Origin of the sequence: uncultured Campylobacter sp. (genome assembly GCF_937980635.1) — a bacterium.
GTDB lineage: Bacteria > Campylobacterota > Campylobacteria > Campylobacterales > Campylobacteraceae > Campylobacter_B.
Map to the genome: position 1 here is coordinate 19932 of NZ_CALJPG010000035.1, position 26626 is coordinate 46557.

The following is a 26626-nucleotide window of genomic DNA, read 5'->3' on the forward strand; positions in this document are numbered from 1 at the left end:
CCTTTGAATTGGAAAGCATAAATTTAAAGGATTATTTTCGAAGCTCTTTGATTTTAGCCGCTTTACCGCGTCTGTCGCGTAAGTAAAATAGCTTCGCGCGGCGAACGCGTCCTTTTCTTAGAACCTCGATGCTTTCTATGCTCTCGCTATAGATCGGGAAAATTCTCTCTACGCCGACGCTATTTGCGCCGATCTTGCGGATGATAAAAGTCTCGCTGACGCCGTTTCCGCGGCGCGCAATGCAAGTGCCTTCAAAATTTTGAATTCTGCTCTTATCACCCTCTTTGATCCTGATGGCTACCTTTAAGGTGTCGCCGGCACGGAAATCAGGCACACTTTTGCTTGTGATCTGAGCGTCCTCAAACGCTTGGATATACTTGTTTTTCATAAATTTCCTTTATTTTTGGCGATCTTTCGGTACATATCCGGGCGGAAGAACCTCGTTTTACATAGCGCCATTTGGTTTTTTAAATCGCGCATTTTAGCGTGATTACCCTTTAAAAACTCTGAAACTATAGGTAAATTTTTAAAAACATCAGGCTTTGCGAACGCGGGCGCCTCTAAAATTCCGCCTTCAAAGCTTTCTTCGACGAGCGAGCTTTCGTTGCCCAAAACGCCCTTTATGTTGCGGCTTATCGCATCGCACATACAAAGCGCGCCGAGCTCGCCGCCGGTAAGGACGAAATCGCCGATACAAAAAATTTCATCTACATATCTTTCAACTATGCGCTCATCGATCCCCTCGTAGCGCCCACAGATAAAGCATAAGCTCTCTTCGCCGCTTAGGCGCTTGGCGTCGTTTTGGTTAAATTTTTTACCGGCGGGCGAGAGGTAGATAAACTTGGCGTTTTTAAATTTAGCTCTTACCTGCTCGATCGTCCCGGCAAGTGGCTCCGTGCCGATCAAAAGCCCCGCGCCGCCGCCGATCATATAATCATCTACCTTTTTATACCGATTTGTCGTGAAATTTCGCGGGTTAAAAAAATGCGTCGAGATTATTTTCTTATCGACCGCGCGCTTTAAAATCGAGTCTTCAAAATACGGCGCGATGAGATTTTCAAACAGCGAGATGAAGATAAAATTCATGAGTTTTCCAAAATTGCGCGCGCATTTTGCGTAAAAATTTTACGCTCGCTAAGCGAAATTTCTTTCACATAGGCATCCACGTAGGGGATGAAAAATTCTTTCGGCAAAGCCTGCGAGATTAGGCTTTCATCCGTTTCTACCTCGAAAAGATAGCCACTTCCGATCTGCGATATGTCCCTTACGCGCCCTAAAACCGTGCCGTCTTCATGAATTTCAAGCCCGATAATATCGAAGTAAAAGAACTCGCCCTTTTGCAATTTGCAAAATTTCCGCGTGTCCTCTTTGCTTCGGTAAAGGATTTGGTTGGTTAAATTTGCCGCCGCTTCTACGCTTTCATAATTTTTAAAAATAGCGCTAGAATTTGCGCCGCTAAAGGATAGAATTTCTAAAATTTCGCCGTTTCGTAGATAAAATTTGGCGCCTTTTTTAAACTGGGAGGGAAAGTCACTGCGATCGAAAATTTTAACCGCGCCCTTTAGGCCGATAGTCCGACCGAGCTTTGCGACCTCTAAAAGATCATCAGGCATCTTTGGCTTTGACGGTAATTTTATAATTGATCGGATCCTTTGCTTTATAGCCAATGATGACGGTCTTTATGGCGTTTATCATTTTGCCGTCCTTGCCGATAAGTTTGCCGGTGTCGGCCTTGTCGGCATAGACGATGATCTCGGTAAAGTTTTCACCGACCCGCTTTTGCGTAGAGACGGACTGCGGATAGTCGGCGATCAACTTTGCGTATTCTTTTATAAAATTTTCTACCATTTTATTTGCTTGTGATTTGAGCGACTCTATCGCTTAACTTCGCGCCTACGCTCTTCCAGTATGCCAAACGCTCCGCGTCGAATTTGATATTATCGCTCTCTTTTAACGGGTTATAAAAGCCGATCGTCTCGATGAAGCCGCCGTCGCGCCTTTTCCTGCTATCCGTTACCACGATGCGGTAAAAAGGCTGCTTCTTTCTTCCGATTCTTGTAAGCCTAACAACTGTTGCCATTTTTTCTCCTTAAATTTTTGTAAGTTTTAGAACTTGCAGATGGCTAAAACTTAAACATCTGCAAACTCTACCGAGAGGCTATCTCGGTAAATTTTGCCTTTGAGCAATTGAAGCAAGCCCCTGCATGCCGCCCTTGCCCGAAAATTTCTTCGCAAGCTTCGAAGCGCCCGCGAACTGCTTCAAAAAGCGGTTCACCTCCACCTGCGAAAGCCCAGCGCCAGCAGCAAGTCTGCGCTTACGCGAATTATTTAGCAGATCCGGATTTTCGCGCTCTTTCGGCGTCATAGAATTGATCATCGCTTTGATATGAAGTATCTCTTTGGAGTTTTCCAAATCGATATCTTTTATCTTATTCGCCATTCCGGAAAGCCCGGGGATCATGCCGATTAAATTTTTCATATTGCCGAGCTTTTTCACGCTTTCGAGCTGATTTACGAAGTCGTTGAAATTAAACTCGCCCTTTTTGATCTTTTTGTTTAGAGCCTTGGCTTCTCTTTCGTCGAAAACGGCGCTTGTTTTCTCGGCTAACGTCGCCAAATCGCCTTCGCCCATAATGCGACCTGTAATTCTATCGGGTATAAAGCCCTCCAGATCGGCCACCTTCTCGCCGGTTCCGATAAAGCGAAGCGGGATGCCAAGCTGCTGAGCGATACCAAGAGCTACGCCGCCTTTGGTATCGGCGTCAAATTTGCTTAAGATCACACCCGTAAGGCCTAAAATTTCATCAAATTTAGCGGCCGTTTTAATTCCGTCTTGGCCGCTCATAGCATCCGCTACGTAAAAAATTTCATGCGGATTTAGAGCTTTTTTCATCTCCGCAAGCTGTTCCATAAGCGCCTCGTCTATCGCAAGACGTCCTGCCGTATCTACGAGCAGTACGTCATAAAGCCCACTCTTAGCCTTGCTTAGCGCCTTCTGCGCAACCTTTAGCGGATCGCTCTCGCCCTCGATGAAAAATAGCTCGATCTCGTTTGCTTCGCACAGCTGGCGGAGCTGTTCGACCGCGGCTAGACGCTGCAAGTCGCACGCTGCAACCAAGACCTTTTTTTTACGAAGTTTCAGATAATTCGCGAGTTTTATCGTGCTTGTGGATTTTCCGCTTCCTTGAAGTCCCGTCATCAAAGCTACCGTAGGAGGCGTGCTAGCAAATACAAACCCCTGGCTGCTGCCTCTAGGCACCGTTAAAATTTTAGTCAAATTTGTCTTGATGGACTGCAAAAACGGCTTCTGTCCTATCGTGCCGATACGAAGATCGGCTTCGACAAGCGCCAAAAAATCCTTTACGACTTTGTGGTGTACGTCAGCCTTTAAAAGCGCCTTTTTTAGCGTTTCCAAGGCGTTTTTTAAAGCTTTTTCGTCATCGATTGTTTTTAATTTATTGACCGCGTTTTTAAACGACTCGCTTATGATCTCAAACACTTTGATCCCTTATAAAATTTTTAAACCTGCGATGTTACCTAAAATTAACTTAAAAGCCATTGAATATCAGAGATCCTTAGGAATTTCAAAGCCGAATTCGTTGAAGCTTTTATCAAGCGGAGCTTTAAATTTTAGCCCCAAAATTTCGGTCTCATACGAGTGCAGAAACATCCGCTTCGCGCGGCTTTTGGCGTATTTTTCATCGCCTATTACGCCGAATCCCGCATTTGCCAGATGCACGCGGATCTGATGCGTCCTACCCGTCTCGATCCGCACTTTTACGAGCGATTTTTTGCCGCTTACCATAAGCGGATAAACCTCGCTAAATGCGCTCTTGCCGTTTGGCGAAATTTTAGAAAATGCGCCGCTTCGGGTCTTTATCGTCAAAATCGGCTCGTCAAATTTCATCTCTTCGCTCACGATCCCTTTAACGATTGCGATATAGCTTTTTTTCACGCGCAAATTTTTAAATTCCGCAATCGCCGCTTCGCGAAATTCTTCGTTCTTATATAGCATCACGACGCCGCTAGTCTCCTTATCCAGGCGGTTTAGAAGCCCGAATTTATAGATTTTTTCCAAATTTTCGCTGCTCATAAAGGGCGGCTTATTGACCGCCAAAACGTTCTCATCCTCGTAAATGATTGTAGGTTTTGCGGGCTTCATCACGCTAAATTTAGTATTTTCGCCGAGCATCTCGCGCGCTAGAGCGATCTTTGCGCCGCGCGCGCTTACAAGCCCCGCGTCGATGAGGGCTTTGGCTTCGTTGTGCGAGATGTTTTCCTGCGCCGCCAGCAGTTTGTAGGCTTTTTCTTGCATTAAATTCTTTCCTTGATTACATTTTCTATCTCTTGCAGATCGCAAATTTTATCTATCCGCGTGCCCTTTAGCGGCTCTTTTAAAGCGTTTGGAATTTCGTTCGCGCCGCACAGAGCGATATTTTGTACGAGCGCGTACAGCGCCTTTTGATTATGAAAAAATCGTCCGCTGATGATCGGCACGCCGAAGCTCGCCGCCTCGATCGGGCTATGTCCGCCGATATTGCGCAAAAAGCTGCCGCCCAAGATCACGACGTTTGAAATTTTATAAAAGTTCGCTAGCTCCCCGAAGGCATCGAGGAAGATAAAATCGCTCCCAAGCCCCGCGCCGTCGCTAAATCGTTCGAAGCTAAGCCCATGCTCGCGCGCCCAAATCTCACAAATTTCACGTACCTTTTCAAAGCGCTCCGGATGTCTGGGCGCCAGGATGATTTTTAGCTTTTGCGGCGCAGCAGTCGAGGCCCCTGTATTCGGTGCGGTAGAATTTAAAGACGCGCCGTTTAGAGGCGCCGTATTCGGCACGGCGGACGAAGCGTCGCTTGAGCTCGCCGTATCCAAAGAAGCTGCGTTTAAATTTACAATCTCGGGCGAGCCCGCCTCGCCGTGAAGCTCAGCCTCAGGCAAGCTCCTATCGCCATGAGAGCCCGTTGCGCGCGGGTATTTTTCGAGAGCACTCTGCGAGCTGCGAAATTTTATAAAATCATTTAAATTTGATAAAACAAGCTCCTCTTCGCCCTCGTGAGTGTTTGAGATCGTAAGCACGAAGCTATTTGCGGACGCGGCGGAATAGTCTTTTGTCGCAACGGCGATATTCGCGCTTTTCACGTTACCCGCGACCTTTATATTTTTTGCGCCGAGCTCCCGTAGCCGAGCCGCATCAAGCTCGCTTTGCGCAAGCACCAGATCTATATTTTCAAACACCTTGCGATAATAAAACTTAAAGCGCAGATAACTCGCGTACGAGCGGTCGCTAATGCGCGCATTTAGTAGGATCACGTAGCTTCCGCGCGCCTTGGCGGAACGGATCAAATTTAGCCACAACTCCGCTTCAAAGATCACCAGCACGCGGCTGCCCGTAAGCCAAAACGGAAGCCAGTTTTCAAACGGCAGGTAGCGAGAGTTCGACGTGAGCGCGCGCGCCGCATCAAAGCCCGTCTGCGTGGTCGTGCTAAGCGCGACGCTCTCAAATTTAGAAATTAACGGCACAAGAGCGTTTACCTCGCCCAGGCTGCAAGCGTGAAAGTGCACCGCAGCGGGGCTAAATTTAGGGTTTTTGTATAGAAAAAATCGCGCCTTCAGGCTCGTGCGGTATTTTTTTTTAAAGCTTAGGATAAAAATAAAAGGCGCAGCGACGAGCCACGCCAAAAACGCCAAGGCGGTGTAGATCACTCGGCTTCTTTATATAAAATTCTGCCGCAATACGGGCAGGTTACGATGTCGTCGCTTTTGATGACCGCAGAATAGGTCTTGTCGCTTATGCGCATAAAGCAGCCGTAGCAGGCCTGTTTGCGCACCGGCGAGACCGCCGTATTGCCCGCCCACTTGCGGATCTTTTCGTAGAATGAGACGGTTTTTGGATTCATCGCCTGCATTAGCTTATCGCGCTTGGCATAGATCGCGCCGCGAGCGACCTCAACCTCGCCCATCTCGGCGCTTACCTGCTCCTGCAAGCTTTTTAGCTCGGCTTCAAACGCCTCTTGCTTTTCGCTCTGCTCTTTTACGAGCGCCTCTTTTGCGGCTACGATCTTTTCTAGCCTTTCGATCTCCTCGTTTGTGGCTTCGAGCTGCTCTTTTGCGATATCCTCTTCGACACTAAGAGCTTTGATCTCCTTTTCGGTTTTTGCCGCACTGCTTTTTTTGCCCGTGCTTTTTAGCTTGGACGAAAAGGCGCTCAGCTGCGCGTTTGCTTGTAAAATTTGAGATTTTAGCTCAGCGATCTCCGCATTTAGAGTTTCGATCTGTTCTTTTGCGCCGTTTATTTCAGTGCTTTTTTTACTCAGCTTCTCCTGTGCGGCCTCGATTTTAGGCTTAAATCCGTCCAGCTGCTTATCGAATTCGCAAAGCTCTACCAATTGGCTTAAATATTTGTTCATCTTTTTCCTTTAATAATACGTAAATGGATTTTTTTGCTCGCTTATTATAACTTCAATTTCGCTTTTTTGCAAGAAAGGTGCGAGCGCGCGCCCAAAATAGCGCTCACTTTCAAAATGATTTATGTCGATCAAACTCACGCCGTTTTCTAAATTTTGAAGCGCCGTGTGATATTTTATATCGCCCGTAATGAAACAATCCACGCCCAAGCTTTGATTTAGTTCGCTTCCGCTGCCGGTGCAAAGCGCAATATTTCGGATAAAATTTTTCGTCTTTACCGCGCGTAGATGCTCGATGCCAAGCTTGCGCTTTATCTCCGCACACAGCTGATCAAAGCTCAAATCCGCGCGCATGAAAACCAAAAATTCCCGCTCATCCGTAATTTCAAATTTTAAAATTTCGCGCGCTACGAACCCGTTTAAAACGTGCTTGTCAAAGTTCGTATGCATCGCGATGAGCGAGATGTTTTTGCGGATCATCTCATAGATCAAATTTGCAGGATAGAGCCGCGGATCAAGCGATTTTAGCGGGCTAAAAATCAGCGGGTGGTGTACCACGAAAAGCGAGCCCGCCTCCGCCTCGCGCACCAGCTCGCTAGTAACGTCGAGGCTTAGATAGATTTTTGAAATTTCATCATCCAAGTTTCCGAGCATTAGCCCGCTATTATCCCACGCCTCCGCGTCGCAAAAGGGCGCGGAGGCGTTTAAAATTTCATAAATTTCGCCCGTTTTCATAAATCTTACTTTGCGCTTTTATCTGTTTTATTTGCGGAATTTTGCTTGCCGTGGGCGTTTTTTAAATTTGCGCCTGCGGAGTTTGCGTTTGCCGCGCCACCTTCTTTGCCGCTTTTTTTATCGCTGCACGCCACGGCGTCCAGCTCGGCGACATATTTTTGCGGATCTGCATAGCAAAGCGCGCAGTTTTTGGCAAGATCGCGGATCTTTAAAATATAATCCTGCCTCTGCGTGACCGAGATCGCTCCGCGTGCGTCAAGGACGTTGAACGTGTGCGCTGCGAGCATGCAATAATCATACGCAGGAAGCGCCAGGCCATGCTTTAGGATACTTTTGCACTCGCCGAAGCAGTTTTCAAACTGATTAAAAAGCATCGCGGTGTCCGCAAGCTCGAAGTTGTATTTGCTAAACTCGAACTCGCCCCTTTTATGCACGTCGCCGTAGGTTACTAGCCCCGCCTTGTCGTCCCAGACGATGTCGTAAACGTCGTCTTTGTTTTGCAGATACATCGCCAAGCGCTCAAGCCCGTAGGTGATCTCGCCGCTAATTAGCTCGCACGTGATGCCGCCTAGCTGCTGAAAATATGTAAACTGCGTCACCTCCATGCCGTCTAGCCAGACCTCCCAGCCAAGCCCCCAGGCCCCGAGCGTCGGGCTCTCCCAGTTATCTTCTACGAAGCGGATATCGTGGCTTTTAAGATCTAGCCCCAGCTTCTCTAGGCTTTTTAGATAGAGCTCTTGGATATTATCCGGGCTCGGCTTTAAGATCACCTGAAACTGATAATACGCGCCCAAGCGGTTTGGGTTTTCGCCATAGCGCCCGTCTGTGGGGCGGCGCGAGGGGGCGACGTATGCCGCGCGCCAAGGTTTGCTTCCTAGACTGCGCAAAAAGGTAGCCTGATGATAGGTGCCTGCGCCCGCGGGCATATCGTAGGGCTGAACGAGCAAGCAGCCCTGCTCGTGCCAGTAGTTTTGAAGCGTCAAAATAATCTGTGAAAACGTCATTTCTGTCCTTTTATCGATATGTAAATTTAAATTTTATCTTCCAAAGAGCTTTTCAAAGTCCGTTTTAAAGGCTCTTTAAAGCTTCGAACTTTCAAAAAAATTCCAAATTTCAGCCCAGTATTCGCCAGCTCTCGTAGGCTCGTTCGCAAAATCAAAAACCGCGCAATCGCCTGCTTCGATACGTAATTTATCGCCGGTTTCATCGCGCTCATTTTTGCAGCACTGCTTCGCGGATTTGCAAGCTTCGTTGTGGCTTTCTTTATGGTGCTGTTCTTTCGAGCAAGTGCCTATTAGCACGGAGTATTCGCCCTGTGCGCCGTTTTCGTAGTCGTAATACGTAGCATAAATTTCATTTTTCTCGGCGCTGCTTCCGCTAGCGTTAAATTTTAAAAACTCACCCCACAAATTTGCGATCACCCCTCGCCCGCTCATCTCATCTGCGTTATTCGTGCGAGTCTTTAAGCCGCAAATTTCAAAGCCTTCGCGCAATTTTAAAATTTTCATAGATTAATCTTCAAGCAGCACTTCGATCTGCTCGGAGTCCTTTTTCAGCGCCTCCGCTTTTGCGGCGCGATCCGCCTTTAGCTTCGAGCTTAGCACCTCGTCGCTTAGAGCCAAAATTTGCACCGCCAGATACGCCGCGTTTTTCGCGCCCGCCTTTCCGATCGCAAGCGTCGCGACGGGGATGCCCGCAGGCATCTGCACGGTCGAATACAGCGCATCTACGCCGCTAAGCGCGCTGCCGCCGAGCGGGACGCCCAGCACCGGCTTGGTCGTATTCGCGGCGACCGCGCCCGCAAGATGCGCCGCCATACCCGCCGCGCAGATGAAAACCTGCGCGCCCTTTTTCTCGGCGTCCGCGACGTATTTAGCCGTACGGGCGGGGCTTCGGTGTGCGGAGGAAACGATCATCTCGTACGCTACGCCGAATTCGTTTAAAATTTTAGCCGCCTCGTAAACGACCTCGTAATCGCTCTTTGAGCCCATTATTATAGAAACAAATTTCATTCTATCTCCTTTCTTAAAAAGCAAAACTCCGCGAGCTTCGCAGGCAACTTAATCTCATTTAGATTGCCGCTGTGAATCTCGCTAAATTCCTTACCGCTGCGGCTTTGCAGCTTCTTAAATTTTAAATACGGCTTGCCGCTAAGCTCGTAAATTTCGCCAATTTCATTATCGCAAGCGCAAATTTTAAAGCCGCGCGGAGCAAAAATTTCATACGAAACGCCTGGCAAAATTTTATCCTTGACGCTTATAAACTCGCCGTCTTCGCTGATCGCACAGACCTGATGCGTGCCAAGCTCGATGCTGCGGTCTAAATTTTGCGTATCCTCTCGCTCGTACGGGCGCTTTATCAAATATCCGTCGCTAAAGCCGCGGTTTTTAAGCGTCGCGATCTCACGCTCGTAAACACGGGCCTCAAATTTATCGCTCGCGGCATCGTCGATCGCCGCGCGATAAGCATTCGTGGCGCACGCGACGTAGTATTCGCTCTTGGTGCGCCCTTCGATTTTGAAGCTGTCAATCGCGCCCGTTTGCATGATCTTTTGCACGTACGAAATGAGGCTAAGATCCTTCGCGTTCATTACGAAAGTGCCCTCCCCTTCGCGCTCTTGCAAGCGGAAAAGCGCGCTGGTTTCGGGATTTTTCGCGTAAAGCTCGTAGTTAAATCTGCAGTCGTTCGCACAGCTTCCGCGGTTGCTGAAGCGCCCGCTTTGCACCGCGCTAACAAGACAGCGCCCGCTGTATGCGAAACACATCGAGCCGTGCACGAAAATTTCGATCTCGAGGCTCGGAATTTTATCTTTAATCTCCACGGCGTCTTTGAGCGTCATCTCCCGCGCTGCGACGATGCGAACGGCGCCCAGCTCAGCCCAAACCTGCGCGTCGAGATAGTTTAGCACGTTAGCTTGGGTAGAGACGTGAATCGGAATTTCTGGAGCTACGGCTCGCGCGAGGCTTGCGACGCCTAAAGTGGCGATTAAAATTCCATCCACGCGCAGGTCGCGAAGAAATTCCAAATGCCTTTCGATGTTTCCTAGCTGGCCGTTGGTCGCAAAGCCGTTCACGGTCGCGTAGAGCTTCTTGCCGCGCTCGTGCGCGTACGCGACGCCCTGCGCGAAGCTTTCCTTGCTAAATTCCTTTGCGCTTCGCTGGCGTAGCGAAAATGAGCCCGTGCTTGCATACACGGCATCCGCGCCGTAAGCCAGGGCGATTTTTAGTTTCGTTAAATTCCCCGCAGGAGCTAAGAGTTCGGGTTTTTTCAAATACATTCCTAGTGATTTTTTAAGCGCGATTTTACTACAATTTAGCCAAAATTTTATTTAAGGAGCAGTTGATGCGAGCCGATCTACACAACCACACCTATCTTTGCAACCACGCTAGCGGCGAGCCGCGACAGTATTTGGAAGCGGCGATCGCACGAGGCATAGAAATTTTCGGCTTTGCGGATCACGCGCCGATGAACTTCGATCAAAAATACCGAATGAGCTTCGAGCAGATGGAGCTTTACGAGCGGATGATTAGGGAACTGCGAGATGAGTTTAGCGGGCGGATCGACGTGCGGCTGGGATATGAGGTCGATTTTATGACGAAAAAAGAGCTAATGGATGAGCGGATTTTCGCGCGCGAGGTAGATTATCTCATCGGTTCGGTGCATTTTTTAAACAACTGGGGCTTTGATAACGAGGAATTTTTAGATCAATGGAGCGGGCGCGAGATAGACGACGTTTATCGCGAATACTTTGCGCTGATCTGCGCGCTGTGCAGAAGCGGCAAATTCGACATTTTAGGGCATATGGATCTGATTAAAATTTTTAAATTTACTCCAAAAAAAGATATCAGAGTTTTAGCAGGCGGTGCGATAAACGCGATCAAAAAAAGCGGCATCGTCGTGGAGCTAAACTCCGCGGGGCTCCGCAAGCCCGCGAATGAAATTTATCCAAGCGACGCGCTTTTGCAGATGCTCGCGGATGCGGACGTGCCGATCACGCTTAGCTCGGACGCGCACTCGGTAGCTCAAGTAGCGCTAAACTACGATAAAATTTACGCCAAAGCGCGCGAGTTCGGCTACGAGCGGATCGCCGTTTTCAAAAATCGCGAGCGTGAGTTTGTAAAGCTAGCGTAAATTTTAACGGCAGCCGCTTTTAAATTTCAAAAGGCGCGGACGGCGCAAAATTTTAAAATTTCAAAATCTTCGGCGGCGCAAAATTTTAAAAATCGCGGCGCGCAAAACGGCGCAGATAAAGTCGAATTTCAACTAAATAATGTTAAAATCCGCCGTTAAATTTAGCCCGAATACGGGCGGAAAAAGGAAAAAATATGGGAAAATTTGTTAATGACGTGAAGGAATTTTTTAAATTTTGCGATGAAAACGAGGTCGAGTTCGTGGATTTTAGATTTACCGATCTAAAAGGCACCTGGCACCACGTCGCTTACAACTACAAGCGCCTGCCGAAGGACTTCGCCGACGGAATTCCATTTGACGCAAGCTCGGTAGCGGCATGGCAGCCAATCGATAAATCCGATATGATGCTAAAGCCCGACGTGCAAACGGCATTTTTGGATCCGTTCACCGCGGACGTTACGATCATCGTCATCTGCGACGTTTACGATATCTACAAAAACGAGCTTTACGAAAAATGCCCGCGCTCGATCGCTAAAAAAGCCGAGCAGTTTCTACAAACCACGGGTCTTGGAGATACCTGCTATTTCGGGCCGGAGAATGAATTTTTCGTTTTCGACGATGTAAAGATCATCGACGATATGAACTGCGCGATGTTTAAGGTAGATACCGAAGAGGGGCATTGGAACAGCGGCAAAAACTACAAAGACGGCTTTAATAGCGGCCACCGCCCGGGCGTAAAGGGCGGCTACTTTCCCGTCCAGCCCGTCGATTCGATGGTCGATCTGCGCGCCGAGATGCTAAAAGTGCTAGAACAGATCGGGCTTGAGACCTTCATCTGCCACCACGAAGTAGCGCAAGGACAAGGCGAGATCGGCGTCAAATACGGCACTCTCGTCGAGGCCGCCGACAACGTGCAAAAATACAAATACGTCGTAAAGATGGTCGCGCACCTAAACGGCAAGACCGCGACCTTTATGCCAAAGCCGCTCTACGGCGATAACGGCAGCGGAATGCATGTACACCAATCAATCTGGAAAAAGGGCAAAAACACCTTTTACAAAAAGGGCAACTATGCAAATTTAAGCGACGCGGCGAGGTGGTATATCGGCGGCGTGCTAAAGCATGCGCGCAGCGTCGCGGCGTTTACGAATCCTAGTACCAACAGCTATAAGCGCCTAATCCCGGGCTTTGAGGCGCCATCCATTCTAACTTATTCTAGCCAAAACCGCTCCGCTTCGATCCGCATCCCTTACGGCAGCGGCGAGCACTCGGTGCGCGCGGAAATGCGCTTTCCTGATAGCACGGCGTGCCCGTATTTGGCGTTCGCGGCGATGCTGATGGCTGGAATCGACGGTATCAAAAACAAAACCGAGCCGGTGGGGCCGATGGATGAAAATTTATTCAAGCTGCACCTTGACGAAATCCGCGAGCGCGGCATAGAGCAGCTTCCGCACACGCTTCGCGGCAGTCTAGAGGCAGTGATCCGCGATAACGAGTATCTGCGCCCGATAATGAGCGAGCTTTTTATCGAGACCTATCAGCATTTTAAATTTGAAACTCAGGTTTGGCCTTACGAGGCGCGCCCTACGCCGTTTGAGTTTGCGACGAATTATTCGTGCTAAGACGGGCTTGTTTTATGTCGCGCCGCCCGGTTTTTACGAGACGGCACGGCTACAGAGCCTTGGAATTTTAAAATTTCGCCGCGCAAGAGTTTTTAAAATTCTACTGCATGCGCGAACTTAAATACCGTCCGTGAAGCTTCAACTCTTTTACTCTAAACGCGAAATTTTATACTTTCTGCTGCTTTTGCTTGGAATTTTATCGATAAACTTAGGCGTGAAATTTTATGAATTCAAAGAATTTCGCGCGAAAAACTACGCCTTTTACGACGCGCAAATTTTAAACGCCTACGCCAAAACGAACGAACGCGGTCGCACCTACACGGTGCTAAAGCTCAAAACGGCGGATTTTACCCTCTACACGACCGCCGGGCTCGGGCGGGAATTTCACCGCTTCGCGCGCGTAAATATCGGCATCGTAACGAAAAACGTAAAATTTTTAGATTTTTTAAAGCAGCGCTTTTACGCGCCAAATTTTAAAATTTCAGCCGAAACCGCGCCCTCTGGGGCAAAATGGCGCGCGATAAGCTTTGTTCGCGCTCAGCACGAAGATGATATGACGGCGGATCTTTACTCCGCGCTGTATTTTGCGACCGAAATTTCAAAACCGCTGCGCGCTAGCGTGACGAACTGGGGCATAGCGCACATCATCTCGATCAGCGGCTTTCATCTGGGCATTATCTTTAGCACGGTCTTTCTGCTTGCAATGCCGATCTACCGCTATTTTCAAGATCGCTACTTTCCGTACCGCAGCGCGAGGCGCGATCTTAGCGTATTCGTGATCGTGCTGATGAGCGGGTATCTCTTCGTGCTCGATTTTACGCCGAGCTTTCTGCGCTCGCTTGCGATGTGTTGCGTAGGGTTTTACCTCGCGATGCGAAATTTCTACGTACTTAAATTTACAAACCTCTTCCTAACGATCGCGCTTCTGCTTGCGTTTTTCCCGCACTTAGCCTTTTCAATCGGATTTTATTTCTCCTGCCTGGGCGTGCTGTATATTTTCCTCTACCTGCACCACTTCGCACCCAAATTTAAGCTCTGGCAGAACGTCATACTTTTTAACCTCTACGTTTGGCTTAGCATGAACGTGGCGGTCTATTATTTCTTCCCGACCGCTTCGCTGCAGCAGCTTAGCGTAATGCCGCTGGGATACGTATTCGTGATCTTTTATCCGCTGAGCATCTTTTTGCATCTATTCGGACTCGGCGGCGCGCTCGATACGCCGCTGCTTGCGTTTTTAAATTTTACTTTGCCGAGCTTTCAGGCGCAAATTCCGCCGCTTCTTTTCGCGCTTGCAAACATCTGCGCGCTTGCTGCGATAAAGCTTCGCTACGCAGCGCTTGGTTGCGCGATAATCGGAATTTCGCCGATATTTTTTATAACGTAGCGCGCGAAAATTCCAGCAGGAATTTTATCCGTTGGAATTTTATGCTAAAATCGCGCTTCAAATCTCATAAAGGATCAAAATGTTTATTGCAAACCTCACCTACGTTAAAGAAATTAGCGAAGTCGATCGCTTCATCAACGAGCACAACGCGTTTTTAGACCGATTTTATGCGGCAGATAAATTTATCTGCTCGGGGCGCAAAGTCCCTCGCACGGGCGGTATCATCTTAATCAATGCCAAAGACCGCGCGGAGCTTGATGAGATCATCGCGCAAGATCCGTTCTTTCAAAACGGCGTCGCAAAATACGAGATCATAGAATTTGCGCCGACGAAATTTGCGCCCGAGTTTTGGAGGCTTTTCGGCGAATAAAAGATGCGGGTTAAATTTTAAAATTTACGCGCTCAAACACGCCTCTGAAATTTAGCCGTTTTGCGCGCGAGATGAAATTTTAACCCGAATTAAAAACCAAAACGCGGCGGCAAATTTAGATAAGTTTAAAACCGAAATTATGCAAAAACGGCTAAATTTAAAGGAGATCGGGTGCTGATAAAACTGCGGCTCGCAACGCCGCAAGATGCGGATGCGCTACTTGAAATTTACGCGCCCTACGTAAAGCAAACGGCGATCAGCTTCGAATACGACGTGCCCAGCACTGCGGAATTTGCGGAGCGCATCGAGCAGACGCTGCAAAGATACCCCTATCTGCTCGCCTACGTAAGCGACGAGGCGGTATGCGCGGACGATGAACGGAATGAAAATTTTAAAATTTCTGCGAGCGCGGCAGGCGCAGGGAATGAAATTTTGCCCGCAGACGAGGCGCGAAATTGCGCAAGCGGTGCGGCAAAACAAAATAGCGCAAATTTAATCGCCTTGACAAAACAAAGCGGCGTAAATTTAAAACCGGGCCAAATCCTCGGCTACGCCTACGCTTCGGCTTTCAAAGAGCGCGCGGCATACGATTGGTCGGCGGAGAGCTCGGTTTATGTATCGCAAAACGTGCGCGCTCTTGGTATCGGCAGGCTACTCTACGAAGCGCTACAGCGCGCGCTCAGGGCTCAAAACATCGCAAACATGAACGCTTGCATCGCTTGCGGGGATGACGAATATCTAAACGACGCGAGCGTACGATTTCACGAGCGCATGGGCTTTCGCTTCGTCGGCAGATTTCAGCGCTGCGCCTATAAATTCGGCCGCTGGTACGATATGGCGTGGATGCAAAAGCCGATCGGCGAGCATCTGCAAAATCAACCTGCGATGAGATCTTTCGCGTGCTTTAGAGATGAAATTTGCGCAAGCGCGGGCATTGAAATTTAATTTAAAGGAAAAACTTTGACCCATTTTATCATTGACGACGAAAATATCGACGTAGATAATATCTTCGACGTCGTAAATCTCAAAGAGGGTGATGAGCTAAATATAGTCTCCAACACCGCCAAAAAGATCGGCGCCTTGACCCTTGCGCGCCTATCGAAGATGGGCGTTAGCATAGGCGAGGTCTTTACTATCGGCAAGCAAAGAAAGGACTTCGCCGATAAGATCATCGTGTTTTTGATGGGCAAACTCTGCGGGCAGGAGGGCAAGATCGGCATCGTCAGCAACGACAAATTTTACGACGACGTGATAGAATTTTTTAATAATCTAAACTACCGCAAAAATCCGAAATTTGAAAAGATCAGCCTAGCCTCGCATGCCGCAGGAGCGGGTACAAAACAAAGCAAAACAAGTAGCGCGGCAGAGAAAAAAACCCAAAAAGCGGAGCCGAAAGCTACAAAGCAGGAGCCAAAGGCCCAAAAACAAGGGGTAAAAACCGCAAAACAAGAGCCTAAAACCGCGAAGCAGGAGCCGAAGGCTGCACAACAGGAACAAAAGGCTGCAAATTCCAAAATCGCCAAAGCGGACATTGCCGCGGCAGAGGCGCTGATACCCCAGTGCGTGAGCCTGCAAGCCCTCTATGCCGCGTGCGTCGCAAAGCTCGGCAGAGCCAAAGGCTGCGAAGCCTACCGTGAGATCAAGGACGGCGCGCGAGCGCAATACGCGAGCATCGCCTACGATAGCGACCTAAAAGACGGCGCTGTAAGGCGAAACGCGATCAAGCTCTACCGCGAAAGCGGCGGCGATATGGCGGAATTTCACAATAAGCTGACGAGCGAATACAAACACGCGGGGCCTGAAATTTATAAAGAATTTAAAGAAAAACTCGTCGGAAAGATGATCTAGGCATTTCGGCACAAGGGTTTGAGGCGCAGCGATAGTATGCGTCGCGACGTAACGGCAAAGCATAGGGTCGAACGGCGTTAGATTGAGTTACAGCGTGAGGTATGATACGGCGCGGCATAAATGCGCCCGAAATGAAACTATTTGCTTGCGCGGAGTCGGTTTTATTTTTGCCGCATAAAGCCAAGCAATGTCCAGCGCTTAGACATAGTAGCAAAGTAAAGATATATACGACAAATTTCATTCTGCTAGGTCTAATCCGGGTTTAATCATAGTCGAAGTTGTCCAAATCGTAGCCGAAAATATGTAAAGTTTTTAAAGCTAATTCTCTAACCTCTATCCAGGATTTGTTCTGATAGACTAAATAATCGTAGGTATCTCCTTCCAGCAGGCTTTGATCTTTAAAGTATTTATAAATAAGTTCTGCAAGCTCTTTTAAGATCTCTCTTTCATAGGGTAAGAAGCAGAATTCAGATTTTTCGTCAAGGGCTCGCCAGCATTCATCACATAGTAGTTCTGCCATTTCTGACGGGTCTTCGTAGTATTCAGCCGTAGCATGCACTAAATAATTGACTTGATATTCCAAAGAAGCCATTCGACTTAGATGACACATAAGAGCACCTTTCTCAAATATCTCTTTTCCGTTAATTCGCATTTGGGTTTCCTTTTATTGGGATGTGGGTTTGCCCGCATTATATCGTAATATATTTTTAAAATTCTCGCAGAAATTATCATTTTATAAAACTACTATTTTAAAAGTATAATTTGTTTTAAGGTCTTTTTTGCACACCCCCTTAAATCCTCTTCGCTTAATGAATCACCTACCGTATCATCACCCCTCAACTCTTCGTCAGGTTCGAATTCATCGATATCGGTAAGAAGCCTGTTCAGCGGCTCATAATATTCATCGGGAAAATTTTTATCATTCATAAATTTATCCCAATATATCTTTTCGAATTCAAATACATCGATTCTATTTTGCAAAAAATCCTCTATTATTTTTATATATTCCTCTATCATTGACCCTCTTTCGGTATATTTTTAATCGCCCGCCGCTTTAATACTTAGAACCAACCATAAATTACTATCAACATTCACGCCTTCGCATAAATTTTTTATAATTGTTAAGTCGTTAGAAGAAATTTTTATATTATATTCATACATTTGAACCAAAAAATCTTCCAGCGCTATACCGTATTCGCCAGCCTTAACCAGTTCTTCCAAATAAATTACAAAGTCGCGCCGACCGACTCCGGCAAATTCATCTTCGTAATTACGGAATAAATTTAAAAATATCAAATCGTTGTATCTCATTCGCTGCTTTCCTTAAATTTATTTCTCATCGCTACTTCATAATCTTCTAGCCTCGAATTTCTATTTGAATATCAAGCAAGTCATCGTGATCTGGGTATTTGGCGGTCTCCGAGAGCGTAAATTTTATCACGTCTAGCAACTGCCTAGCCAGATCGCTGTATTTTTTCTTGAATGCATTAAAATTTAAGAAAATTAGCTTTAAATCGTCTCGAACACCTTGCTTATTTTTTAAACCGTATCGTGAGTTTTCCTCTTTTTCCTCGATATATTTGCTATAGCTTTCCCACTCGTCTTTATCTTTATATTGCTCCCACTCTTCCTCGCTATAGTCTTTCCATTCTTTAAATCGCAGAAACCAAAAGAAATCTGCGAATGCATCAGGGCCGATACGTAGCGGTAAAGACAGCTTTTCGGATAAATATGAGTATAACTTATGCTCTATTTCTTTGGGACAATAATCATGCCACTCATCAATATATCTTCTGTCTTTTTGCAACTCATCAAAGTCAATCACTACTTCCGTCATTTTTCCTCGCTTTAACTATGCTAACGTATATTTTCTTTAAATTCTAAAAATCAAATAAGCGTAAATTAACGCAAACTCGCCTTTATTAAATTTTAGTATAAATCAGACCAAAAAGGCACATACGGGCATTTTCTGACCGGCTCAAGAGGATTTTTACCAAATTCCCTCAAAAAGTAGTCATATAAATTTTTCCCATAATAAATGACATCGGTATAGTGTATAGATAAGACCGGCGGATCCGGCAATTTAAGACACGGCATATATCTATGAGAATATATAGGTATAATCTTAGGTGCAATTTTGGCTGCTTCTAGTACAACGGCTCGCTTGCGAGATCCGTCTTCGGGTATCGGACCCCATTTTTGCGTATTCCAATAGCCCTCGTTTGGAAAAATTTCATCAATAGGATCGTTTTTTAAGTGCTCAAAGACGTAGTTCATAGCCTGCTTTATCTCCTTTATGTTTTCATCGCTAAAGTCTCTCCAATTATAAAATTCTACTGAAATAGGCAATGTATATGACAAAAAATCTCTTAGGCTTTTTGGAAATTTAAACTCATAAATTTGCTCTATTTTGTCTATTTCGCTCTCTTTCAAACCATCGCTCAATTCTATGCCGCTCTTTTCTAGCAGCTCTTTTATTTGCTTGTACATATTCTATCTTTCCTTACAAAGCTTTTAGTCGTAGTTGAGGTTATCCAAATCATACCCAAAAATTTGGATTGTTTTTAGAGCTAACTCGCGCAATCCGCAAAAGGTGCTATTGTGGTAAATAAAATCTTCATAGTCTGTCATAGAAGCCTTTTCCTCTTCCTCTCAAAATTTTGAATCACACTCCGTAAATTTATCTAGCATTTTGGCTATCGCTTTACGTTCCTCTATACTGAAATAAATTTTGTTTGATTCCGCTAGGGCTATTTTACAAGCACTCTCACAATCTTATATTAAATCTATGCACAATAAATACTTATCCTTTGTGGGGTTGAGCATATATTTTTCTTGGCATTTTAATGAAGCAAGGCAGCATAATTCTCTTAATAATCTTTCTTTTATTGCCATTTTATTCTCCCTCTCCTTCCCTCTCTTTCTTCCTCTCTTCCTCTGTCTGTCTCTCCCTCTTCCTCTCTTATTGCCATTTTATTCTCCTAAATTTTATATTCCGTACTACTTCGTTACATTTCCTTCTTTGTCGGTATCAACCTCTATGTGTTCGTATTTGTTGCAGAGACTCGGAATCAAAATTTCATCATAATATTTTTTGCCATATTCTGCGATAAATATATACATATTATGGTGGCACCACCGATTCGGCTCTTCCCAAAAGGCACCGTCTGCGCGAGTATAATTTTTTAGAGGTTCGTATGGGCGGGCTATAAATTTATCTAAATTATAAAAGAAATTATCTCTTAAAATTTTCCATTCTTCAAATTTTCTCATATTTAAATTTATATTGGCGCTATTTTTATATTTTATGTCGGTATCTATGAAATTATTTAGATAGAACTGCCCAAATAGCATCATTAAAATATCTCTTACATTCTCATCGCATAAATTAAAATTATGAATTAATGTGCCTGCAATAGAATCAGTTTCATGGACTTCGGTGCTTTTCATTAGGCTAAACGCCTCGAGCTCATAAAAATCCAGCGATCTTTTCCCGCTTGCGGCTTGGAAATCTTTAAAAATCTTAAACCTAAAATCTTCCGCTTCGCTAAAGAAATAGACGTACGGGCTTAAATTTAGATCAAGCGCTTTTATTCTCATTTATGCCGTCCAAATTATTGTTTTCATATTTTAGCCCTGTTTTGCATAATAAGCTCTTCCTTGCTGCGTTTCGGTCACGCCAAAGTATTTGCTATTTACGCCGACCGGCTCATAATTTTTATCATCTCTTAAAATATTTAAAATTTCAGATTTATCACATATCTCTTTCATTTCTGTATCATAACCCCAATTTGAACTAAACAATCTTATATAACCTTGCTCGTATAAGAACAATAAAATTTCTTTCGCCACTTTAAGCGAATTGGCAACGTTAATAGAATTTAATTCCCAAACGATTTCCCATAAAGAGACATAATCGCCATCTTCGATTATTACCGATAAAATAATTAAAAACGCCTTTTTATTCATTTAAAACTGCATTTCCAAATCAAGTCTAATTGAAGTCATAGCTAAAGTCATCTAAATCGTATCCGAAAATTTGGATTGTTTTTAGAGCTAGCTCTCTGACCTCTATCCAAGATTTATTGTGATAGACTAAATATTCATAATCATCTACGTATAATGATCTATCGTCCTTAAAGTTTTTAAGAATAAGAGACCTAAGCTCTCTTAGCGCATCCCTTTCGTATGGCAAGAAGCAAAATTCAAATTCCTCCAATAGGGCATTAGCGCAGGAATCACATAAAAAATATACCATCTCCTTAGGATTTTCGCAATCTTCATCTGTAGCGTGCACAAGATATCTATCTTGATATTCTAAAGAAGCCATTACGCATAGTTTGTACAGAAGCACGCCCTTGCGAAATATATGTTTTCCATCAATTTGCATTTGGGTTTCCTTTTATTGGGATATGAGTTTCATCTAGCATTCTAAACTCGCATATTTTAATAAAATTTTTGGTCTTATATACAGTTCTATCTGCACCATTCTGTCCATAGCAAAATTTTGTCCTATCTCTATAAATTCGCCATCTTTATTTCTTCTGATTTTTAAGGATTCGATACATTCGGCGGTAAATTCCACAGCTGTCTCCTCGCCTGCTTTTATAGTAATTTCCACCCATCCCTCGACTATGCAATATGTAAATATTAACCCGTTTATTCCGAACGTATATTTTCCAATATCGCTATCTATTTCATCTGGGTAAAAATCCAAAAAATCACTCATCTCTACCGTATCGGGGTATGTTTTTATATATGTCATTTTATACCTTCCTTTGGGATGATAGTTATAAATTTTTATACTTTAATCATGCCGAGAAAATAAATTTCATACAATTACATACACCGAGCTTTGATTAAATTTAGCCTCTGAAAAATCTACGATCTTTTCATTATCTCTTAGAGTATAAAGCTCGAAATCTGCGCTCAGTCCATCGATATTATAGAAATCCAAACATAACGCAAATCTGTTGTTCTCAATAGCCATATTTTCGATCTTTTCCTTTACCAATTTCAAAAATAAAAGGCATTCTTTAATAAAATCATCTTCCTTTAAATTTGGATTTTTGATCTCCACTTGATTGATCGACCACTCAAAATCGCTTAAGCCTTGATATATTGAAGAATTAATTAAAATGTTCTCTGTTGTGGCTATTCTTTCCCTTTTAAGATTCTTGATAAAAAATATTCCTGTGTCAAGATAGATCAAGCCTTCGCGCAATAGCTGTTTTAATTGCGATATTTTCAGATCTTTGATTGAGCCGCTAAGGGCAATAAATTTAATTAAATTTGGATCGGCATACAAAGTTCCTCTTTTTATCTCTCTTACTTCTTGCACTCTGGAAAATAGCTCTTCATTATTTTTAGGCAGAAGAAAAACCGCTTTGTTCAAATTAACCTCTTTTTTATCTATCGTCACTTTTGCCTTGCTGTTTTTCTCGCAAAATTTTAAAAAATTGATTCCATATTTAATCTCGTCGTTTAGCCCTATACAGCCAAAACCCTTGCTATCATGCGGATAGATGGCTAAATTTAAACTCGGAAAAACTATAAAACACCATTCGTTTATCGAATAATCATAGCACATTAAAAATTTAGCCAGCTCTTTTATGTCGTCCCATTTCAGAATGTCCATTCTTATGCACATAGCGGGCAGCGGATATTCTTTATCTCTAGCCAGAGAAAAATACTCATTTTGTTCTTGCAAAATTCCAAGATCTTTAAATTTATCGTATAACGGCTTTACCTGCGAGATTGCTTTATATCTTTTGTATACTTTATCATCACGCATTAGAGCACTTACGATAAATACTTCATCGCTATATTTTCTAAAAAAGTTATCGAATAATTTTATCGCTAAGCTTACTCCGCTTAGCCAGCCCCTACTTTCGATCTCAAAGAAACCGATCCAGTTTTTAGAAGCGCTGAAGCTGCTAAAATTTATATCGCTCAGCCTTAAACCACTATTTGTCAAATTTAACAACTTTTTCATTTTTATCCACCGTAATTTTTGCATTTGCTAAATTATACACCTTATTTGCGAAGCAAAGATCATTTATATTACTTTTCATAGAAAAATTTGATTTTATAAAAATTTTCATCCCCTGACGCAACCGCTAATAATAAGCTTTTTATACGGCGAAATCTATCGAAAATATTCGGCTTTGTATCTTCTTGATATTTATACGTTTTAAAACATTCGCTTTTTGCGTCTATATCTACGTCGCGCCAACTTCCGTTTAGAAATATATCATTAGAGATAGAAATAATGCCTTGCATTATTCCTGGGTCCAACTCTTTGTTTTTATAATGCTGCAAAATCTTTTTTAAATCGGCTTCTAATTTCCAATATTCATCATCGGACCATAGATTATTATCTAAAATCATACCTATGAACGAATTTGCATCATATCTATCATCAAATGCGGTATTTCTATAAAAATTTACAAGATTCATTGCATTAATCCTTTGGAACATACCAAAAACAGCTATTGCTAAGCTTTTCTTTGAATACGATGCTATTGCACAGAACATTTAATCTTTCAAATCTATCATATATGCTAGGCACTACGCCGTCGCTGTTTTTCGCACACAGCATATTGCTTACATAAATTTCCGATTTATCTTCCACGCCGATAACTTCATTAAATACCGCTAGTATTGCGACGAAAATTTCTCTTGGAAGCGTTTTATTATGATAAAAGTTCAAAATCTGCATTAAAGCTTTATCCAACTTCCAATAGTCGCAATCCGACCAAGTTTTTTGATATATAAATTTTCCGACAAACGAATTGATGCTGAATTTATCAGAATTTGTTGAATTTTGGTATAAAAGCTCTAAGTCCATTAATCACCTATCCTTTTTTTTCATTTCTTTATTAAATTTAGCCATCTTTATGGCAAATTTTCGTTTATAAAAATCGATTATTTTCTGCTTGGCAACTCTTTAGATAAAATTTCTGAATCGGGATACAATTTTTTCAAAAATTCTATCTCTTCTCGGTCTAGCTCATTTAAAACCTCTTCTGTCGGTCTTTCGCTTAAAATTTTTCCATAAACCAAACTCAATCGCTTATATGCGCGAGGGTTACCATTCTTGTCAAATTACCTTATTATAGCAATTCTGCACTCTTTTGTTATTTCAGTATCGCCCATAAAAAGATCTTTTATATCGCAAGAGGCGCTTTGCTCTTTATATAGATAAAATATCCACGCAAATAATATTATAGCAGCGGCAATAAAGTAAATTTTATTTTTCATGAAAGCTCTTATTCTTTTGGTTTTTTATCCGTGTAATATAGATGTATGACTTCATCCATGTTAATCTCTTTTTCCTTTCCGATCCGCTTGGTACACAATGTAAAATTTCCCTCTTTCAAAACGCACTTTTTTAATAAACCAACTATAAAATCGTTATTTGTGCATAGATCTAAATTTCCAGAATGAAATTTTTTAATAAAATTTAGCTCTTCTTTGTCTAATTCTTGCTGCGCCTTTTGATCTACACAATATCTATCTAAAAAATAAGATTCATAAAAATAGAAAAGTCGCCTATGCGCCCCACTGTTGCCATTATTAGCCCGTCGTATCAATTTTAATCTGCATTTTTGCTCCATACGACTGTAGTTTTGCCTCAACATATCGTTAATATCACAAGGTGAAAAACTTAGCACCGAAAGAACAATATAAATACAAAGAAATATACTAAGTATGATGAGAAAAAATTTCATTTTATATCCTTACTTATTTTGGGCTTTTTAGATATAAACGATCAATCATAGAATTTGCCGATTTGATTAGTGATAAAAGTGGTGTCCTGCGTTGAATTTATACAACCCACAGAATTCCCCCGAACACTCGATTACAGAATATCAGTATATAGTCTTTTAAAAAACTATATAAAAATATTTATCGTCTCTTAAGGAAACTTTAAATAATAAGCAAAAATGGGTTAAGAAGTTTCAAACCTAAGAAATTTAGCTTAAGCCTTGTAGCAGCTCAAGGTTTAAAATCTTAAGGAGGCCGCTTAATACATTTTCGCCAAATGCCTTAAGCGCCTATCTGTAAGATGTTTGTTCTTTAAGGCAGAGAACAAATAAAAACAGATAAAAGCTTAAAGCCTTCTTCGTCCTTATGAACAAGGGGATTATATTAGAAAGATCTTAAAAGCTTCTTAGCTCAAATTTATTAATCTCTTCTTTTGCTTTCATTTGCAGATAAAAAGTCTAAAGGCTTAGAGGCTTCTTTAAAAGTATAAAGGAAGCTATACTATTTTCTTATATAGTATTAAGATATCCAAAGGCTTTTAAAATATGGGGGAGCGATTAAAAAATGATGGGTTGCGGTTGCCTCCCTTAATACTTCAATATCTCTTCTATACCTAAATATCTTCAATATCTTTTCGATGCTCAAGCATTCTATTAGAGCAAAGCCCAAAATATCAAAAGCAAGGCTACACATAAAATATCCTTAAAAGGGATAGGCCAAGGGGTTGCTCTATTTATGATAAAAGAACTGCTTTGGCAAATAATATCCCCACAAGCGATAAAAATATATTAAGATCAATATTGTTTATAATATAGTACTAGGCAAAAAATACTCCTGAAAGAAATAAAACCATAAGAAGGAAGACTTACTTAGAAAATAATACCCCTACAAGGAATAATCGCAACGGCGGTAGTAGACGAGCAAATGCTCCGCTAGCGACGAGCGAGACAGCCCCGTAACCTTTAACGGAGGTGCTACCTCCACGCGGCTTTTCAGATAGCCCCCTTTTTAAATTTAATGCACTTAGGCAATAAATAAAACGAAAAAGGAGACTATCTAGGGAAAAAACTCTAGGGGCAAAAAGACGTTACATCTTTAGAATTTAGTTAAAACAGAAGCTTTTTAGATTAATGTGCGAAGCTATAACGCACCTCTGCGATTTTTCTTATTACCCCAAACCGCCAGCGGGGAACTAAAGATTAAGAATGCTTGATAAGCACTTGGGCTTATCAATAAAAACATTACCGATAACGTAACCCATCGAAAAACCGTAATATATAAACTTTAAAGGCTACTTCAAAAAGCCTAAAGGCTTTTTAATATATAAAACATTCTTTCTCCTTAGTAAAAACGTTATAAGATATTTCAAAAAATACCTTATGAAAACAATATAGCTGAAAAACAAAAAAAATAGTGTGAGTTGTTTTTTAAGACAGAGGTTGTTTTTTAGTAAGTCTAAGTATGGAGGCAATGAAGCGATATAGAGCAACCTGAGTAAACCTATGAAGGCAATAAAACAATATGGCAAACCTATGAGGGTAATCAAGCGGTCCAGTTAAACGATAAAAGCACTAAAGCAACCTAGCAAGCCGAGTATTACGAGTATTGAAAGGTGGAAAGCTATATATGCGTAATATACAAGAAATTCCTAATAAAAAGTGTAGAGTTAATAAGGAATGGGAGCGCTTCAGAATTTATATAATCTATCGCGATCATAGTCCACGCAGATACTCGCCTTGAGTATCAAAAAAAGGTAAGCGCTCCAAAAGAAAGCAATACGCTAAAATGAGGATGAGCGCTTAGGGAAGGAGTAGTGATGAAGTAATATATGGGAAGGGGAAGCAAGCAATTTTTAAAAGAGATTATAGGTGGCTCACGCGCTCTTATTTTATCGTCTCCAAGAACCCCGCTCTATCTAACTAACCGTACAAATCCACCTCCCATTTCTAAACTCATACTATGAATTTTCTACTCATAGCTTTTTAAAATTTCATGAAAGCTACGGCAGAATTCGGAATGATAAACTGCAGATAAGTTTCGCTTTAACTCTCTATCTCACCGTCTTTCCGCTTACCCGGAAAGTTCTAAATCACATAGGCATATAGACTTTAAGGTGCTATCCATAGTAAGAAACGCACCTGCCTTAAGTTTATTCTTGTGCTTAAAAACCAAGGATAAGGATAAAATTTAAGCTCTTTATGGAATTATAGTATTTATGGATTAAATGGACTTTCTGTCATCTTTAGAATAAGTCCTATAAACCAAACCATTAAAAACCTTTCTAGGGGCTGTCTCTTTATCTTACCTTTAAAATTTAAACCCCAACCCCTTTAAATAACCTAGCCACCATGTTAGAACCCTA

33 protein-coding genes and 1 pseudogene are annotated in these 26626 nt (G+C 43.2%); 6 read left to right on the forward strand and 28 right to left on the reverse strand.

From position 1 onward, the window contains the following. Positions 1–31: 31 nt before the first annotated feature. From rplS to Q0460_RS09685, 14 genes and pseudogenes are all read right to left on the reverse strand, one after another. Positions 32–388 carry a 50S ribosomal protein L19 gene (gene rplS / locus Q0460_RS09620; protein ID WP_005873155.1) on the reverse strand — a complete coding sequence of 119 codons (357 nt, stop codon included), beginning with the start codon at positions 386–388 and terminating at the stop codon, positions 32–34. Further along, complete coding sequence (trmD, locus tag Q0460_RS09625; RefSeq protein WP_299086524.1) at positions 385–1086, reverse strand: tRNA (guanosine(37)-N1)-methyltransferase TrmD; 702 nt, start codon at positions 1084–1086, stop codon at positions 385–387. Before trmD ends, rplS begins: the two co-directional genes overlap by 4 nt. Then, the gene (gene rimM / locus Q0460_RS09630) at positions 1083–1613 is read right to left on the reverse strand and encodes a ribosome maturation factor RimM (protein ID WP_299086525.1); all 531 of its coding nucleotides are present in this window, start codon (positions 1611–1613) and stop codon (positions 1083–1085) included. Before rimM ends, trmD begins: the two co-directional genes overlap by 4 nt. Continuing rightward, positions 1606–1848: a KH domain-containing protein gene (locus Q0460_RS09635; RefSeq protein WP_005873158.1), complete on the reverse strand. Its 243-nt coding sequence runs from the start codon at positions 1846–1848 to the stop codon at positions 1606–1608. Before Q0460_RS09635 ends, rimM begins: the two co-directional genes overlap by 8 nt. 1 nt (position 1849) lies before the next feature. Beyond that, the gene (gene rpsP / locus Q0460_RS09640) at positions 1850–2080 is read right to left on the reverse strand and encodes a 30S ribosomal protein S16 (protein ID WP_297901685.1); all 231 of its coding nucleotides are present in this window, start codon (positions 2078–2080) and stop codon (positions 1850–1852) included. Between the two features lie 78 nt (positions 2081–2158). Then, the gene (gene ffh, locus Q0460_RS09645; RefSeq protein WP_299086526.1) at positions 2159–3499 is read right to left on the reverse strand and encodes a signal recognition particle protein; all 1341 of its coding nucleotides are present in this window, start codon (positions 3497–3499) and stop codon (positions 2159–2161) included. A gap of 66 nt (positions 3500–3565) precedes the next feature. Beyond that, a complete protein-coding gene (locus Q0460_RS09650) occupies positions 3566–4315 on the reverse strand; it encodes an RluA family pseudouridine synthase (protein ID WP_299086527.1) in 750 nt (249 codons plus the stop codon). Beyond that, complete coding sequence (locus Q0460_RS09655; protein ID WP_299086528.1) at positions 4315–5703, reverse strand: 3-deoxy-D-manno-octulosonic acid transferase; 1389 nt, start codon at positions 5701–5703, stop codon at positions 4315–4317. The genes Q0460_RS09650 and Q0460_RS09655 overlap by 1 nt, the downstream gene beginning before the upstream one ends. Beyond that, the gene (locus tag Q0460_RS09660; RefSeq protein WP_299086529.1) at positions 5700–6407 is read right to left on the reverse strand and encodes a zinc ribbon domain-containing protein; all 708 of its coding nucleotides are present in this window, start codon (positions 6405–6407) and stop codon (positions 5700–5702) included. Before Q0460_RS09660 ends, Q0460_RS09655 begins: the two co-directional genes overlap by 4 nt. 9 nt (positions 6408–6416) lie before the next feature. Then, positions 6417–7139 carry a Nif3-like dinuclear metal center hexameric protein gene (locus tag Q0460_RS09665; RefSeq protein ID WP_299086530.1) on the reverse strand — a complete coding sequence of 241 codons (723 nt, stop codon included), beginning with the start codon at positions 7137–7139 and terminating at the stop codon, positions 6417–6419. A gap of 167 nt (positions 7140–7306) precedes the next feature. After that, positions 7307–8143, reverse strand: a pseudogene (gene glyQ / locus Q0460_RS09670) (glycine--tRNA ligase subunit alpha); the annotation flags it as partial. Positions 8144–8218: 75 nt separating this feature from the next. Further along, the gene (locus Q0460_RS09675; RefSeq protein WP_299086531.1) at positions 8219–8647 is read right to left on the reverse strand and encodes a GyrI-like domain-containing protein; all 429 of its coding nucleotides are present in this window, start codon (positions 8645–8647) and stop codon (positions 8219–8221) included. A gap of 3 nt (positions 8648–8650) precedes the next feature. Next, positions 8651–9151: a 5-(carboxyamino)imidazole ribonucleotide mutase gene (purE, locus tag Q0460_RS09680; protein WP_298977215.1), complete on the reverse strand. Its 501-nt coding sequence runs from the start codon at positions 9149–9151 to the stop codon at positions 8651–8653. Then, positions 9148–10410: a peptidase U32 family protein gene (locus Q0460_RS09685; protein ID WP_299086532.1), complete on the reverse strand. Its 1263-nt coding sequence runs from the start codon at positions 10408–10410 to the stop codon at positions 9148–9150. The genes purE and Q0460_RS09685 overlap by 4 nt, the downstream gene beginning before the upstream one ends. Positions 10411–10481: 71 nt before the next feature. On the opposite strand from Q0460_RS09685, the gene Q0460_RS09690 reads away from it, so the two are divergent. The 6 genes from Q0460_RS09690 to Q0460_RS09715 all read left to right on the forward strand — a co-directional run bounded on the left by Q0460_RS09690 (position 10482) and on the right by Q0460_RS09715 (position 16494). Then, positions 10482–11270 carry a histidinol-phosphatase gene (locus Q0460_RS09690; protein ID WP_299086533.1) on the forward strand — a complete coding sequence of 263 codons (789 nt, stop codon included), beginning with the start codon at positions 10482–10484 and terminating at the stop codon, positions 11268–11270. Between the two features lie 194 nt (positions 11271–11464). Next, positions 11465–12892 carry a type I glutamate--ammonia ligase gene (glnA, locus tag Q0460_RS09695; protein ID WP_297881244.1) on the forward strand — a complete coding sequence of 476 codons (1428 nt, stop codon included), beginning with the start codon at positions 11465–11467 and terminating at the stop codon, positions 12890–12892. 130 nt (positions 12893–13022) lie between these two features. After that, positions 13023–14276 carry a ComEC/Rec2 family competence protein gene (locus Q0460_RS09700; RefSeq protein WP_299086534.1) on the forward strand — a complete coding sequence of 418 codons (1254 nt, stop codon included), beginning with the start codon at positions 13023–13025 and terminating at the stop codon, positions 14274–14276. A 79-nt stretch (positions 14277–14355) separates the two neighbouring features. Then, the gene (locus tag Q0460_RS09705; protein WP_295153063.1) at positions 14356–14646 is read left to right on the forward strand and encodes a YciI family protein; all 291 of its coding nucleotides are present in this window, start codon (positions 14356–14358) and stop codon (positions 14644–14646) included. A gap of 171 nt (positions 14647–14817) precedes the next feature. Then, positions 14818–15591, forward strand: coding sequence for a GNAT family N-acetyltransferase (locus Q0460_RS09710; RefSeq protein WP_299086535.1), 774 nt, complete (start codon positions 14818–14820; stop codon positions 15589–15591). Positions 15592–15606: 15 nt separating this feature from the next. After that, positions 15607–16494 carry a hypothetical protein gene (locus Q0460_RS09715; RefSeq protein WP_295153061.1) on the forward strand — a complete coding sequence of 296 codons (888 nt, stop codon included), beginning with the start codon at positions 15607–15609 and terminating at the stop codon, positions 16492–16494. A gap of 262 nt (positions 16495–16756) precedes the next feature. On the opposite strand, the gene Q0460_RS09720 is transcribed toward Q0460_RS09715, so the two are convergent. The 14 genes from Q0460_RS09720 to Q0460_RS09785 all read right to left on the reverse strand — a co-directional run bounded on the left by Q0460_RS09720 (position 16757) and on the right by Q0460_RS09785 (position 24227). Beyond that, a complete protein-coding gene (locus Q0460_RS09720) occupies positions 16757–17146 on the reverse strand; it encodes a phytanoyl-CoA dioxygenase (protein ID WP_299086536.1) in 390 nt (129 codons plus the stop codon). Positions 17147–17238: 92 nt separating this feature from the next. Continuing rightward, positions 17239–17511: a colicin immunity domain-containing protein gene (locus Q0460_RS09725; protein WP_299086537.1), complete on the reverse strand. Its 273-nt coding sequence runs from the start codon at positions 17509–17511 to the stop codon at positions 17239–17241. Between the two features lie 21 nt (positions 17512–17532). Then, a complete protein-coding gene (locus Q0460_RS09730; RefSeq protein WP_299086538.1) occupies positions 17533–17805 on the reverse strand; it encodes a hypothetical protein in 273 nt (90 codons plus the stop codon). A gap of 46 nt (positions 17806–17851) precedes the next feature. After that, positions 17852–18331, reverse strand: a complete 480-nt coding sequence (locus tag Q0460_RS09735) for a hypothetical protein (protein ID WP_299086539.1) — start codon at positions 18329–18331, stop codon at positions 17852–17854. Between the two features lie 92 nt (positions 18332–18423). Then, on the reverse strand, positions 18424–18984 hold the full coding sequence (locus tag Q0460_RS09740) for a hypothetical protein (protein ID WP_299086540.1): 561 nt from the start codon (positions 18982–18984) through the stop codon (positions 18424–18426). Between the two features lie 510 nt (positions 18985–19494). Beyond that, complete coding sequence (locus Q0460_RS09745; RefSeq protein ID WP_299086541.1) at positions 19495–20094, reverse strand: hypothetical protein; 600 nt, start codon at positions 20092–20094, stop codon at positions 19495–19497. 30 nt (positions 20095–20124) lie between these two features. Continuing rightward, positions 20125–20463: a hypothetical protein gene (locus Q0460_RS09750; protein WP_299086542.1), complete on the reverse strand. Its 339-nt coding sequence runs from the start codon at positions 20461–20463 to the stop codon at positions 20125–20127. Between the two features lie 25 nt (positions 20464–20488). Then, positions 20489–20884 carry a phytanoyl-CoA dioxygenase gene (locus Q0460_RS09755; RefSeq protein ID WP_299086543.1) on the reverse strand — a complete coding sequence of 132 codons (396 nt, stop codon included), beginning with the start codon at positions 20882–20884 and terminating at the stop codon, positions 20489–20491. A 33-nt stretch (positions 20885–20917) separates the two neighbouring features. After that, entirely contained in the window at positions 20918–21259 is a 342-nt protein-coding gene (locus tag Q0460_RS09760; RefSeq protein ID WP_299086544.1) for a hypothetical protein, read from the reverse strand. A gap of 66 nt (positions 21260–21325) precedes the next feature. Beyond that, the gene (locus tag Q0460_RS09765; protein WP_299086545.1) at positions 21326–22489 is read right to left on the reverse strand and encodes a hypothetical protein; all 1164 of its coding nucleotides are present in this window, start codon (positions 22487–22489) and stop codon (positions 21326–21328) included. Positions 22490–22557: 68 nt separating this feature from the next. Further along, positions 22558–22953, reverse strand: a complete 396-nt coding sequence (locus Q0460_RS09770) for an Imm41 family immunity protein (RefSeq protein WP_299086546.1) — start codon at positions 22951–22953, stop codon at positions 22558–22560. A 4-nt stretch (positions 22954–22957) separates the two neighbouring features. Further along, entirely contained in the window at positions 22958–23344 is a 387-nt protein-coding gene (locus Q0460_RS09775) for an Imm41 family immunity protein (RefSeq protein ID WP_299086547.1), read from the reverse strand. Between the two features lie 257 nt (positions 23345–23601). Continuing rightward, positions 23602–23757, reverse strand: a complete 156-nt coding sequence (locus tag Q0460_RS09780) for a hypothetical protein (protein ID WP_299086548.1) — start codon at positions 23755–23757, stop codon at positions 23602–23604. Between the two features lie 8 nt (positions 23758–23765). Then, positions 23766–24227, reverse strand: a complete 462-nt coding sequence (locus Q0460_RS09785) for a hypothetical protein (RefSeq protein ID WP_299086549.1) — start codon at positions 24225–24227, stop codon at positions 23766–23768. Positions 24228–26626: the final 2399 nt, after the last annotated feature.